Raw genomic sequence first — 14119 nt, 5'->3', positions numbered from 1 at the left:
CGGCCTTTGTGTTGATCAACCCATCGGGTTCGGAAGATAGCCGGTGAAACCGGAGATCTTCCAACGCCCCTCGTGCAGGCGGCAATAATAAAGGGTCTGCCACTGCATGATGTCGCGGCTGCCATCGGCCTTGGCGATGCCGCCGTCGAACTTCTTGCGCACCAGCGCCATGTCGCCCTCGATCTCGATATCCTCGAGCGTGGTCGTGGTGAAAATGGCGGTGCGCGTGTCTTCGGCAAAGGACTGCGTCGCGAAATCCTTGGCCTGGCGAACCCACTCATCGCGATAAGCAGCAAGCGTCGGGAAGGCGAGGCGCCACTTGTCGGGACTTACTTCCTTGCGACCGTCAATGCCGATGAAGCCCTCCTCGACGAAATCGTGCTCCACCATCGACCAATCGGCGGCCAGGAAGGCGTCGATATCGCGGTGAACGAGCATCTCCCAGATCGAATGCCGGGCAGTGTCTGAGGCGGGGAAGGGGTTCTTGAAAGGATCGCGCATGGTGTTCCCGATTGAAATTCTTTTCATGAATGACGTTTTTCTCTGGCCAAATTCCGCTTAATATGGTCACTTGTCAACTTATCACGAAAATAATTTGCAAGGATCGGTCAATGTCCATCAAGCGTTATGGCACCGTTCAGACCGGCGCAGGCGGAAAGCCGCTGCCGTTCGCTCGTGCGGTCGAAGCCGACGGCTGGCTCTATGTGTCGGGTCAGGTCGCCATGGAAAATGGCGAGATCATCGACGGCAATATCGTCGCGCAGACGCACAAGACGATCCAGAACGTGATCGCGATCCTGGAAGAGGCCGGCTATGGCCTCGAGCATGTCGTGCGCTGCGGCGTGTGGCTCGACGATCCCCGCGATTTCTGGACCTTCAACGGCATCTACCAGCAGTATTTCGGCGAGCATCCGCCGGCACGCGCCTGTGTGCAATCGTCGATGATGGTCGATTGTAAGGTCGAAATCGATTGCGTCGCGTATAAAGCGAAAGACAAATAGCGCGATAGACCAAGGGGAGCCGGGCGTGGATATTTTCTCGACATTGCAGGAAGAGAAGGCCCGGCTTTCGCCGTCGGAAACCCGTATCGCGGATATTCTGCTCAACGACTTCGAATTCGCCGTCAACGCCTCGATCATCGAGCTGGCGGAGAAGGCCGACGTCTCGCCGCCGACGGTCACGCGCTTCTGTCGCCGTGTCGGCTGCGAGAGCTTTTCCGATTTCAAGGTTCAGCTCGCCCGCACGGCCTATGTCGGGATGCGCTATCTCAGGCCCGAGCCGAAGAGTCGCGATCCCGGTGACGTCGCCCAGGACATCATCACCAAGGCGCAGAACGCGCTGTTTCTGTTACATCGCTCGCTCGACCTTGCCGCTATAGAGCAGGCCGCCGAGAAGATTGCCAAGGCCGAGATGATTTATGCCTTCGGCTCGGGCGGCAATTCCTCGATGATTGCCAGCGAGCTGCAGAACCGCCTCTTTCGCTTCGGCCTGCATGTCACCGCGAGCTCCGACCACGGCATGCAGCTCATGCTGGCGGCGGCGGCGAAGTCGACGCATGTCATCGTCGGCTCGTCATTTTCGGGTCGCAACACCGAACTCGTCCGTTCCTTCACGCTCGCCCGCGAAACCGGCGTTACGACCATCGCGCTGACGCAGGCCGATAGCCTCGTCGCCAAGGCCGCCGACATCGTCATCCCGATCGATCTCGCCGAGGGCAACAACATCTTCCGGCCGACCTCGACGCGCATCGCCTATCTGGCCGCCGTCGACATCCTGGCCAGCCTCGTCGCCTACAACATCCCACAGGCGGCGGTCACTCTTCGACGCATCAAACAACAACTCGTTGCCCACCGTGACGGCGATGACCGTCAGCTGCTCGGGGACTGAGGATTTCATGTCAGGAAAGGACTGAGAATGACAAAATCGGTAGCGATCGTGACCGGCGCTGCGGGCGATATCGGCCGTGCCATCGCCAGCCGGCTCGCGGATGACCACGACGTCGTCCTGCTTGTCGATATCGACGGCGCTGCCGCCGAAAAGGCCGCGCGTGCGCTGGGTTCGGCCGAGCGCTTCGTCGCCGTCAGCTGCGACGTCACGAGCGAGCACAGCGTTGCCGAAATGGCGAAGACCGCCGCGTCGCTCGGCGCGCTGAAGACGCTGGTCAACAATGCGGGTGCCGCGCGCGCCGTCAGCCTGCAGTCGACGAAGCCGGAAGATTGGCGCGCCGATAATGCGCTCAACCTAGAAGCGCCGTTCCTCTGCTTCAGCGCCGTTGCCGATCTTCTGAAGGCAACGCAGGGCTCGGTGGTCAACATTGCCTCCGTCAACGGCATGCACGTCTTCGGCCATCCGGCCTATAGCGCCGCCAAGGCCGGCCTCCTGCACTTCACCAAGCTGGTCGCCGTCGAATACGGCAAGTTCGGCATCCGCTCGAACGCGATTGCGCCGGGCACGGTGCGCACCCAGGCCTGGGAAGCCCGCGCCGCCGCCAATCCGAATGTCTTCGAGGAAGCCCGCCGCTGGTATCCGCTGCAGCGTGTCGTCGACCCGAAGGATGTCGCCAACGCGGTCGGCTTCCTGGCAAGCGCGCAGGCCAATGGCATCACCGGCGTCTGCCTGCCCGTCGATTGCGGCCTCACCGCGGGGCAAGCGGAACTGGCCCGCACCTTCTCCCAATCCGCTGACTACTGAAAAAAAATAATACTGAGAGGAACAGTTATGGACACGGTCCCTTATCGTCTGGAGAGCTCCTGGCAGCCGGACGGCGGTCCGAATGGTCGCTTCACGTTTACCCTTTTCAACCTGTCGGATGCGCCGCTTGCGGATTTCAAGATCGTCTATACGTCGCTGACACGGGTGATCGACAAGAAGGCTTGCGAGAACGCGACCTTCCTGCGCCGCAACGCCAATTTTCACGAGTTCGCGCCACCTACAGGTCTTTCCATTGCGCCGGGTGAAGGCTGGACCTTTACCGTCAGCGGTCTGCACCGCCCGGCAAAGCACTGCACCGATGGCGCCAAGTCGGCCTATGTGACGCTTGCCGACGGCAGCCACGTCGCGGTCGCCGTGTCCGATCTCCTGCTCGAAGGCCGCGTCAGCGAGCCGCCGCCGGTGCTGTTGCCTGAGGGCAAGCTCGACCTGCCTTTCGCCCTGCAGCCCTGGCCGGCCGACATCGACGCCAAACCCGGCGATGGCTTTCCTGTCGTGCTTTATCCCGCGGCCGGTGCCTCCTCGGATGATCTGCGCGCCATGTCCACGGTCACCTCGCTGGTGCGCCGTCTTTTCGAAAGCGCGCATGCGCCGTTCAATCTGCAGCCGTCGCCGCAGGGCCGCGCGCTGCGTTTCATCGCCGATGCCGCGATTGCGGCCGAAGGCTACAAGCTCACCTTCTCGGACGATGAAATCACGCTTGCCTATGCGGATGCCGCCGGTCGCCAGTATGGCCTGACGTCGCTGGCGCAGTTGCTTGAGGGCGCGCGTAGCCGCCCCGGCACCTTCCGTTTCCCGATATCGGGCACTATCGCCGACAAGCCGAGCTACGGCTGGCGCGGCTGCCATCTCGATGTCTCGCGTCAGTTCTACCCGGCGGCGGATATCAAGCGGCTGGTCGACATTCTGGCCTGGCTCAAGCTCAATATCTTCCATTGGCACCTGACCGACGACGAAGCTTGGCGCCTGGAGATCAAAGCCTATCCGGAGCTCACGACGACAGGCGTGCTGCGCGGACCGGACGCACCGCTTCTGCCGCAGCTCGGCAATGGCGCGGAGCCGGTAGGCGGCTTCTATTCGCAAGACGATGTTCGCGAGATCGTCGCGCACGCACTGGCGTTGAGCGTCGAGGTCGTTCCCGAGATCGATATCCCCGGTCACAGCACAGCGACTCTCGTTGCGTTGCCGGAGCTGACCGATGGCCAGGAAGCGCCGGACAGCTATCACTCGGTCCAGGGCTATCCGAACAATGCACTGAACCCGGCAATCCCGCTGACCTACACCTTCCTCGAGAAGGTGCTCGACGAAATGGTCGAGCTCTTCCCGTCGAAATATCTGCACATCGGCGGCGACGAGGTGGCGAACGGCTCCTGGCTGGCGTCGCCGCTTGCCAAGAAGCTGATGGAGCAGGAAGGCATCGAGGGCACCTTCGCGCTGCAGTCCTACTTCCTGAAGCGCGTCAAGGACATGCTGACGGCGCGCGGGCGCAAGCTTGCGGGTTGGAACGAGGTCGCCCATGGCGGCGGCGTCGCGGCCAAGGATACGCTACTTATGGCCTGGGAAAACCCGCAGGTTGGCATCGAGCTCGCCAGGGAAGGCTATGAGGTGGTCATGACCCCCGGCCAGGCCTATTATCTCGACATGGTGCAGGCCGAGGCCTTCCAGGAGCCTGGCGCCAGCTGGGCGGGAACGGTGCCGCCGGCCCACACCTATGGTTATGAAGCCGAAGGCGATTTCCCGGAAGAGCTGAAGGACAGGATGAAGGGCGTTCAGGCCTGCATCTGGTCGGAACACTTCCTGTCGCGCGGCTATTTCAACCGTCTCGTCTTCCCGCGCCTGCCGGCCATTGCCGAGGCGGCGTGGACACCAAAGGCGAAGAAGAACTGGGACCGCTTCTCGGCCATCGTGCCGCTGAGCCCGAAACTTTAAGGAGCTGACGATGCGGATCGCTGTTGGCGGAATTCATACGGAGTGCAGCACCTATTCGCCGGTGCTGATGGCCGTCGAGGATTTTCGCGTCCTCAAGGGCACGGACCTTCTGGGGGCCGAGTATTTCAACTTTCTGAAGGCCGGTGGCGTCGAGCATCTGCCGCTGCTGCATGCGCGCGCCGTGCCTGGAGGTCCGGTCTCCCGCGTTGCCTACGAGGCCTTCAAGACCGAGTTCCTCGCTCTCCTGAAGGCGGCTTTGCCGATCGATGGGCTCTATCTCGCCATGCATGGCGCGATGAATGTCGAGGGCATGGACGACGCAGAGGGCGATTGGATTTCGGCCGCTCGCGCGGTTGTGGGACCCGATGTCGTCGTAGCGGCGAGTTATGACCTGCATGGCAATGTCAGCCAGAAGATCATCGATCAGCTCGACATCTTCGCCGGCTACAGGACCGCGCCGCATATCGATGTGCGCGAAACCATGGTGCGGGCGTGGTCGATGCTGGTCGATGCCCTGAAGAGCGGCACACGCCCCGGCGTTGCCTGGGCTCCGGTGCCGGTTCTCTGGCCCGGCGAACGCACATCGACGGAAGATCAGCCGGCGAAGGCGCTCTATGAGGCGTTGCCGGTCTTCGATCAACGCGCCGGCGTTCTCGATGCCAATCTGATGGTCGGTTACGTCTGGGCCGACGAGCCGCGCGCGACCGCCTGCGCGGTCATCACCGCGACCAGCAAGGGCGCTGCTGCCAAGGCTGCGGAAGAGATCGCGCTCTCTTATTGGCACGCACGCGAGGAATTCCGCTTCGGTCCCGTCACCGGGCCGCTGGCGGAGATGCTTGATATCGCCGAGAAGGCCGAGACCTCGCCCGTCATCCTCGCCGATTCCGCAGACAACCCCACGGGTGGCGGCGTCGGCGACCGTGCCGACGTGCTGAACGCGCTGATCGCGCGTGGCTTTGACGGCGCGCTGATTGCTGGGATTACCGATCGTCCCGCTGTCGAGGCCTGCTTTGCCGCCGGCCAGGGCGCCACGTTGGCTCTGACCATCGGCGGCAGCCTCGATGGATCGAGCACGTCGGCCAAGGTGCAGGCGGAGGTGGTGCTGCTGTCCGATACGGGCGTGGCCGCCGAGCGTCAGGCGGTCGTGCGCGTTGGCGGGATCACCGTCGTGCTCGCCGCGCGGCGCCGCCCGTATCACAACATCGCCGATTTCACGCTGCTCGGGCTTGATCCGAAGGCTGTACGGCTCCTGGTCGTCAAATCCGGCTACCTCTCGCCGGAACTCGCGCCGATCGCCAATCCGAACCTGATGGCGCTGACACAGGGCGTGGTAAACCAGGATATTGAGGGGCTCACCAGCAACCGCCGCGCGCGGCCTGCATTCCCCTTCGATCGCGATTTCAGCTACATCCCGCAAGCGCGCTTCTCGGCGCGCTGGGCCGACTGATAGAAAATAACTGACAGCCTGGCGGTTTCGGTTTTATACCGGGCTCGCCAGGCCGCGCTCGCCCAAGACGGGCGTCTGCCGCCACCGCCACGAATTCGAACATGACCCGCTTCCTTCCCGCCGTCTTCCGCGACCCGACCATTCGGGTGAGCATGCTCGCCCTCTTTATGTTCGGCGTCGCAAGTGCCGCCACCTCTCCCTATCAATCCGTCGTCGGCATCCGCGAACTGGGCTTGAGCAACGGGCTCTACTCCGCGCTGATTTTTTCCGCCGCGGCCGTCAACGTTACGGTCAGCATCCTGCTCGGCAATCTGGCGGACCGGCTTGGCGAATACCGTACCATGATGCTGGCGACCGCAATCTTTGGCGTGCTCGGCTATGGTGCGATCTACATCCTGCCGCATCAGGCGACCTTCGTGGTCAGCGCGCTGCTGCTCCTGCCGGTCTATGGCTCGCTGAATTCGCTGCTCTTCGGAAACGTTCGCCGAAGAACAACCGGCATGTCGCGCGACGACGTCGCCAGGGTCAATTCCGGTGTGCGCGCGATGATGTCGCTCTCCTGGGTCCTGGTACCCGGTCTGACCGGCGTGTTGCTCGCCCGGTCGCCAAGCATGCTGCCGGCCTACCTGTTCGCCGGCATTGCCTGCGCCGCTTGCTTTGGGCTCATCGCCATTTTCCTTCCGCGCCAGACGGGGACCGACAAGGCCGCGAGCCGCCACCTCTCTTATCTCGCGGCGCTCGGCGAAGTCGTTTCGCCGCCAGTGCTTGTGCGGGTCATCGCCATCGCGCTCATAAGCTCTACGCTGCATATCAACGGCGCCATCTTGCCGCTGATCGTCACCGGCGCCGCGCACGGGACGGTCGCCGATCTCGGCGTCCTCATCGGCATCGTCGCCTTCCTGGAAGTCGTCTTCATCATCGTCTGGGGGCGGGCGCAAAGGATCATGAGCCATGTGACGGCGCTCGCGATCGGCGCAAGCATCTATGTCGTCTATCTCACGCTGCTCGGTTTCGCCTCAGCGCCCTGGCATGTCTACGCGCTCACCTTGATCAGCGGAATTGGGGCGGCTGCGCTGATCAGCATCCCGATCACCTATCTGCAGGACCTGATCGCGGAGCGTCCGGGATTGGGCAGCGCGCTCATTTCCGTCAACATCTTCATCAGCGCCGGCCTCAGCGCATTGCTCTTCGCCATCGGCACCGCGGTCAGCAGCTATTCCGGCACCGCCTTAATCGGCGCGCTTGCCGGCGTGATCGGGCTGGCGATGCTCCTGTATTTCGACCGCCTGGGGCGTCGCTGAGCCCTGCTGGTAGCGCAATGTTGAACTGACGAGGGGAAACGGTCGTGTAGTATTGCAACTGAGACGGATGGATGGAGGATCAATCATGAATCGGCTGACCGCGAAGGACTTCCCCCAGGAACTGCTTGAACTCTACGATTATTACGCTCATGGCAGGATCACCAAACGCGAATTCCTCGACCGAGCGAGCAAGTTCGCCGTCGGCGGCCTGACCGCCGCTGCGATCCTCTCCTCGATGAGCCCGAACTATGCTCTGGCGACGCAGGTGGAGTTCACCGATCCCGATATTGTCGCCGAATACATCACCTATCCCTCGCCCAAGGGAAATGGCGACGTGCGCGGCTATCTGGTTCGGCCGGCGAAGGCCGAGGGCAAGGTGCCGGGCGTGGTCGTCGTGCATGAAAACCGGGGGCTCAACCCCTATATCGAAGACGTCGCGCGGCGCGTTGCCAAGGCCGGCCTCATCGCGCTGGCGCCCGATGGCCTGACGTCTGTCGGCGGCTATCCTGGGAATGACGAGAAGGGCCGCGAGTTGCAGCAGACGGTCGATCCGCAAAAGCTGATGAACGACTTCTTCGCAGCGATCGAATTTCTGATGAAGAGCGACCTGACCACAGGCAAGGTCGGCATTACCGGCTTCTGCTACGGCGGCGGCGTCGCCAATGCCGCGGCCGTTGCCTATCCGGAACTTGGCGCCGCCGTGCCGTTTTATGGGCGCCAGCCGAGTGCCGACAGCGTCGCGCGCATCAAGGCGCCGCTGCTTCTCCACTACGCGGAACTGGACAAGGGCATCACCGACGGCTGGCCGGCTTACGAGGCGGCGCTGAAGGCCGACAAGAAGGTCTACGAGGCCTACATCTATCCCGGCGTGAACCATGGCTTTCACAACGACTCGACCCCGCGCTACGACGAAGCGGCTGCCAAGCTTGCGTGGGAACGGACTGTGGCCTGGTTCAAGAAATACCTGGTCTAGGCGCAGTCAATGGGCTTTCGACCGCCAATGCCGGCGGTTGAAGGCCTAGGTGCATCCGATCAGTAGCCGACCAACAGGTTCTGTCCGAAATCCGGCTGAACGCCCAGTATCGGCCCGACCCGCTTGACGATATCGGCCACCATGGGCGCTGCGGTCTCTGCGGCGAGGTTCAGGTTGTGCAAGCCCGTCAGGGGCTGATCGATGAACGACAAGACCACGTATCGCGGGTTTTGCATCGGGAAGCCCGCGAGGAAAGAGTTAAAGCTCAGCTTGTGCGAATAGACGCCGTGGATGACCTTGTTGGCCGTTCCGGTCTTGCCGCCGACATGGAAGCCGGGGACATCGGCGGTTCGCCCTGTGCCCTGCTCGCCATTCAGCTTGAAGAGATAGCGGATGGTGTCGCTGGTGCTCTTCTTGACGACTGGTTGTTCGGTCTCGGCAGCCTCTTCACGCGTGCGCGGCAGGAAGGTCGGCTCGATCAGTTCGCCGCCGTCGAGAAGAGCTGCGCCGGCGACTGCCGTCTGCATCGGCGTCGTGGCAACGCCGTGGCCAAAGGCGGCGGTGATGGAGTTGATCTTCTTCCAGACCCTCGGCTGGCTCGGCGCCTTCACTTCCGGCAACTCCGTCTGCATCTTCGAGAGCAGGCCGAAGCGCGTGAGGTATTCTTTCTGAATATCCATGCCGACGACATCCATCATCTTGGCGGTGCCGACGTTTGAGGAGTAACGGAAGATTTCCGGGATCGACAACACGCGCCGCGGAACGTCACGGTCGTCGTGGATCGTGAAGCCGCCGTAATGGAGAGGTGTGCTTGCGTCAAACGTATCGGACAGCTTGATCTTTCCGGTGTCGATCGCCATCGCGATCGAGAAGGTCTTGAAGACGGAGCCCATCTCGTCGGTGCCATTCGACATCCGGTTGAGCCAGCCCTTGTCGCCATCAGCTTGCGGATCGTTCGGATCGAAGTCGGGTGCCGAGGCCATGGCGAGCACCTCGCCGGTGTAGATATCAAGGATGACGGCTCCGGCCGATTGCGCCTGATATCGACCGATCGCATCCGCCACCACATCGTGCACGGCGTTCTGCGCGCGGATATCGATGGAAAGCTTCACCGGCTCCAGGCTGCCGGCGATGGTGAGGCCTGTTGAGGCGAGCGCAGAGAGGCCTTGATCGTCGAGATATTTCTCCATGCCGCTGACGCCGTGATTGTCGATGTCGACATAGCCGAGAATATGCGCGGCGGTGCGGCCGCCGGGGTAGAAGCGCTTCACCTCGGGGCGGAAGCCGATGGCGGGAATGCCGAGTTTCAGCACTTCGCTCTGCTGCTTCGGGCTGAGCTGGCGCTTCAGCCAGGCGAAGTGCGAACGACGGTTGGAGAGTTTCTGAAATGTCGAGCGCTTGTCGAGATCGGGAAAGACGGTGGCGAGCTTTTCGACCGCGTCATCGACATCGACGATCTTGATCGGCTCGGCGAACATCGACACGGTGCGGATATCGGTCGCAAGCAGCTCTCCGTTGCGATCCAGGATATCGGGGCGCGATGCGACCGACGAAGGCTTGGGCAGGATGGCGGACGTGGAGGGGTCGCCATGCACGCCGTAATAGATGAGCTTGCCGCCAATGACGCTGTAGGCAAGCACCAGCACGGTGCCCAATATCGCCAGGCGCGATCTCGGCGTGGGCGCCTTGCGGCGCGGCTTGACCAGGCGCTTGCCGCCATCGCGAGAGCCGAACTCCAGGCTGACGAGCCGCCCGCTTCTGGATGCTAGAGTTTGGAGAATGGACATCGGATCCAGCTTGCTCGATAGCGCGCATACGAATTGTTAGTGCGCATCAGCTAGCGCCGAGAACGTTAATGCGGTGTTAACGAATTGCCTCGGCTTGGCGCATTTCACAAAGAAGTCATTCCAAGGTCGCCACCTTTCTACTGAAGGTGGCGACGTCGCCTAGGCGGGTGCTGCTATTGCTTGTCCGACGCCCTGTTTCCACAAAGCGCCCAGGCGATCAGCCGATCGACATCAGGCTCGCATTGCCGCCGGCGGCAGCGGTGTTGATAGAGGTAGAAACCTCCTCCAGCAGCCAGTTCAGGCAATAGGCTTCGGGATTGCGCTCCAGCTCCGCCGTCGAGGCCGCCTGCGTCAGGAGCAGCGGGCCGGACATGGCGGCGATTTCCTGCTGCATCGAGGCAATGCGGGCGCTGTCACCTTCGATGAGCGCGCCCGAGAGGATCTCGCTCGCGGTCCTGCCGTTACCAAAGTGCATACGCTGGGAGACGCTCAATGGAAGGTCCTTCAGGCTGCTGCGAAGGCTGTCGCTGCACTCGATGAATGCCTTGTTGCCGGTTGCCAGCACCGAGGAGATCTGGCGATGCAGGCCGACTTCCGAGACCGGTGCGCAGAAGATGGTGCCGCGTGCGTGCAGAGCGTAGATGTTGCGCTCGCCGACAGGGCCGGTAAGCTCGCTCTCCAGACCAAGCGCCGATTGGCTGCCGAGATTGCGGGCCATCTCGGCTTCTTCATGCAGTTCGCGCTCGTCGAGCCACTTGGCGAAATCCGAGAGCGCCGGATCGCTGTAGACCGAACTATGCTGCGGCGGGATCGGCGGCGTCTTCACCAGGCGGCCGAGATAGAGCGGTCCGCCGGCCTTCGGGCCAGTTCCGGAAAGTCCGCGCCCGCCGAAGGGCTGAACGCCGACCACGGCGCCGATGACGTTGCGGTTGACGTAGACGTTGCCGACCTCGATGCGGGAGGTCACGCGAGCGATGGTTTCGTCGAGGCGCGTGTGCAGGCCGAAGGTCAGGCCATAGCCCGTGGCGTTGATCTCATCGACGAGCCGGTCCAGATCCTGCCGGCGCCAGCGGATGACATGCAGCACGGGCCCGAACACTTCCCGCTTCAGTTCGGCGATGTTCTTGAGCTCCACGATCGTCGGAGCGACGAATGTGCCATGCTGCGTCTCTGTCGGTAGCTCGATGCGTTCGACCTGGCGGCCAAGCGCCTGCATCGACTTCACGTGGGTCTCGATGATCTCCTTCGCATCGGCGGTGATGACGGGGCCGATATCGGCGGAGAGGCGATTGGTGTTGGCGATCGTCAGTTCGCGCAGCGCGCCCTTCAGCATCGTCAGCGTGCGGTCGGCGACATCGTCCTGCAGGCAAAGAATGCGCAGCGCCGAGCAGCGCTGGCCGGCGCTATCGAAGGCCGATGCGATGACGTCGCCCACGACCTGCTCGGCAAGCGCCGAGGAATCGACGATCATGGCGTTCTGGCCGCCGGTTTCCGCGATGAGCGGGATCGGCTTGCCGTCGGCGGAGAGCCGCTTGGCGAGCTCTGCCTGGATCAGCCGGGCAACTTCGGTCGAGCCGGTGAACATCACGGCCGCCGTCTCCGGCGCAGCGACAAGCGCCGCACCGACGCTACCTTCGCCCGGAACCAGCTGTACGACATCCTGGGGAATGCCCGCCTCATGCAGGATCCTGACGGCCTCCGCAGCAATCAGCGGCGTTTCCTCGGCGGGCTTTGCCAGAACCGGGTTGCCGGCGACGAGTGCCGCGGCGACCTGACCGCTGAAGATCGCCAGCGGGAAGTTCCACGGGCTGATGCAGACGACAGGGCCCAGAGGCGCGTGTGACGGCCCCAGCGTCCGGCGCGCCTGTTCGGCATAATAGCGCAGGAAGTCGATCGCCTCGCGCACTTCGGCGATGGCGTTCTGCACCGACTTGCCGGCTTCGCGGATGATGAGGCCGAGGAGCGTCTCCATGCGTGTCTGCATGATGTCAGCGGCGGTGTCGAGCAACGAGGCACGATCGGCGGGCGAAACGCCGGCCCAGGATGCCGCTGCCGCCTTCGCCGCCTGCATCGCTGCTGCGACCTCCGATGGCGTTGCTTCACGCACCTGACCGACCGCGTCCCTATGGTCGGCGGGGTTGAGCACGTCGCGCGCGCCGTTGATGTCGGTCGCCTGGCTCGGCAGGGCGCGCCAGCCCCTAGTGGCGCTTTCGCCCAGCAGATGGGACAGGTGGTTCAGTACCGTTTCGCTGGAGAGATCGAGGCCCGCGGAGTTGACGCGGGTGCCGTAGAGTTCGCCGGGAAGCGAGATCTTGTCGTGCTTCTGCCCGACGATCGGCATCTTCGAGACGATCTCGGCCGGGTCGGCGATCAGTTCGTCGATGGAGACGTTTGGATCCGCGATCCGGTTGACGAAGGAGGAGTTGGCGCCATTCTCGAGCAGGCGGCGCACGAGATAGGCAAGCAGCGTTTCGTGCGTGCCGACTGGGGCGTAGATGCGGCAGGGGCGGTTCAGGTTCTGCCTGCCGACCACCTCGTCGTAAAGCGGCTCGCCCATGCCATGCAGGCACTGGAACTCGTACTTGCCGACATAATAATCCGAGCCGGCCATCTGGTAGATGGTCGCCAGTGTCTGGGCGTTGTGGGTCGCGAACTGCGGGAAGACGGCGTCGGTCGCCGCCAGAAGCTTCCTGGCGCAGGCGATGTAGGAAACGTCGGTGTAGATCTTGCGGGTGAAGACAGGGAAGTCCGCGAGGCCGTCGACCTGCGCGCGCTTGATCTCCGCATCCCAGTAAGCGCCCTTCACCAGGCGCACCATGATGCGGCGGCCGGCGCGGCGCGCGAGGTCGATGATAAAATCGAGCACGAAGGGGCAGCGCTTGCCATAGGCCTGGACAACGAAGCCCATGCCGTTCCAACCTTCCAGATCGGGATCGAGGCAAAGCGCTTCCAGAAGGTCGAGCGACAATTCGAGGCGGTCGGCCTCTTCGGCGTCGATGTTGAGGCCGATGTCGCAGGACTTGGCGATCAGCGCCAGCGCCTTCACCTTCGGCAGCAACTCGTCCATGACGCGGGCGCTCTGCGCGCGCGCGTAGCGCGGATGCAGCGCCGAAAGCTTGATCGAGATGCCCGGCCCTTCGTAGATGCCGCGCCGATCAGACGCCTTGCCGATGGCGTGGATCGCTGTCTCGTAATCCTTGTAGTAGCGCTTCGCGTCGTCGCCCGTCGTCGCGGCTTCGCCCAGCATGTCATAGGAATAGCGGAAGCCGCGCTGCTCGAGCGGCTTTGCCCGCTGCAACGCTTCGTCGATGGTCTCGCCGGTGACGAACTGCTCGCCCATCATCCGCATCGCCATGTCGACGCCCCGGCGGATCACCGGTTCGCCGCAGCGGGCGATCAGACGGGTCAGAGCAGCCGAAAGGCTGCGGTCGGCGACCGTCGATGTCAGCTTGCCGGTGACGACAAGACCCCAGGTCGCGGCATTGACGAAGAGCGAGCGACCGCCGCCGAGATGTGCCTTCCAATCGCCCTCGGAAATCTTGTCGCGGATAAGAGCGTCTCGCGTTGCCGTATCGGGAATGCGCAGCAGCGCCTCGGCCAGACACATCAGCGCGATGCCTTCCTGGCTGGAGAGCGAGTATTCGTGCACCAGTCCCTCGACGCCGGTTCCCTTGTGCTTGGCGCGCAGCGCTTCGATCAGCTTGCGGGCGGTGTCGGCGGCGGCTTTCCTGACGTGACCGGGAAGGGCGGCTGCCTCAACCAGGCGTGGCACGCAGATCGTCTCCGGCGTGCGGTAGGCAGCCGTGATGGCGCGGCGCAGATCACTCTGTTCGCTGATCGGAGTGGCAAATCCTTCAAAGGGATTTGCAGAGCCGTTGGCCTGCTCTACTGTGACTTCGACTGCTGCCGCGTCGGTGGTGATTGCCATGCTGGGCTCCTGATCCGCTGATGTTGGAAAGCTAGCAGATTTCAA

At 63.1% G+C, this 14119-nt stretch carries 10 protein-coding genes; 7 read left to right on the top strand and 3 right to left on the bottom strand.

Annotation, left to right across the window (positions count from 1 at the left end):
• Positions 1-15 precede the first annotated feature (15 nt).
• On the bottom strand, positions 16-501 hold the full coding sequence (locus tag ACVTFQ_RS25490; RefSeq protein WP_113177438.1) for a hypothetical protein: 486 nt from the start codon (positions 499-501) through the stop codon (positions 16-18).
• A gap of 110 nt (positions 502-611) precedes the next feature.
• On the opposite strand from ACVTFQ_RS25490, the gene ACVTFQ_RS25485 reads away from it, so the two are divergent.
• The 7 genes from ACVTFQ_RS25485 to yghX all read left to right on the top strand — a co-directional run bounded on the left by ACVTFQ_RS25485 (position 612) and on the right by yghX (position 8359).
• Positions 612-1001 (top strand): RidA family protein, encoded by a 390-nt coding sequence (locus ACVTFQ_RS25485; protein WP_112424839.1) that lies wholly within the window; start codon positions 612-614, stop codon positions 999-1001.
• Between the two features lie 25 nt (positions 1002-1026).
• On the top strand, positions 1027-1887 hold the full coding sequence (locus ACVTFQ_RS25480) for a MurR/RpiR family transcriptional regulator (RefSeq protein WP_018896574.1): 861 nt from the start codon (positions 1027-1029) through the stop codon (positions 1885-1887).
• A gap of 27 nt (positions 1888-1914) precedes the next feature.
• Complete coding sequence (locus ACVTFQ_RS25475; RefSeq protein ID WP_018896573.1) at positions 1915-2691, top strand: SDR family oxidoreductase; 777 nt, start codon at positions 1915-1917, stop codon at positions 2689-2691.
• Between the two features lie 27 nt (positions 2692-2718).
• Positions 2719-4638, top strand: coding sequence for a beta-N-acetylhexosaminidase (locus tag ACVTFQ_RS25470; RefSeq protein WP_113177439.1), 1920 nt, complete (start codon positions 2719-2721; stop codon positions 4636-4638).
• Between the two features lie 10 nt (positions 4639-4648).
• Positions 4649-6085 (top strand): M81 family metallopeptidase, encoded by a 1437-nt coding sequence (locus ACVTFQ_RS25465; protein WP_113201031.1) that lies wholly within the window; start codon positions 4649-4651, stop codon positions 6083-6085.
• 101 nt (positions 6086-6186) lie between these two features.
• Entirely contained in the window at positions 6187-7386 is a 1200-nt protein-coding gene (locus ACVTFQ_RS25460; RefSeq protein WP_113177441.1) for an MFS transporter, read from the top strand.
• A gap of 85 nt (positions 7387-7471) precedes the next feature.
• Positions 7472-8359: a YghX family hydrolase gene (yghX, locus tag ACVTFQ_RS25455; RefSeq protein WP_470424157.1), complete on the top strand. Its 888-nt coding sequence runs from the start codon at positions 7472-7474 to the stop codon at positions 8357-8359.
• Between the two features lie 59 nt (positions 8360-8418).
• Here yghX and ACVTFQ_RS25450 read toward each other — a convergent pair whose 3' ends face one another.
• Both ACVTFQ_RS25450 and putA read right to left on the bottom strand, forming a co-directional pair.
• Entirely contained in the window at positions 8419-10146 is a 1728-nt protein-coding gene (locus ACVTFQ_RS25450; protein WP_113177443.1) for a peptidoglycan D,D-transpeptidase FtsI family protein, read from the bottom strand.
• A 217-nt stretch (positions 10147-10363) separates the two neighbouring features.
• Positions 10364-14074, bottom strand: a complete 3711-nt coding sequence (putA, locus tag ACVTFQ_RS25445; RefSeq protein WP_113177444.1) for a trifunctional transcriptional regulator/proline dehydrogenase/L-glutamate gamma-semialdehyde dehydrogenase — start codon at positions 14072-14074, stop codon at positions 10364-10366.
• Between the last annotated feature and the right edge of the window lie 45 nt (positions 14075-14119).

Source organism: Rhizobium sp. O111 (genome assembly GCF_055616315.1).
Note: the sequence above shows the minus strand (reverse complement) of the source record. Positions and strands in the feature narration are given on the sequence as shown.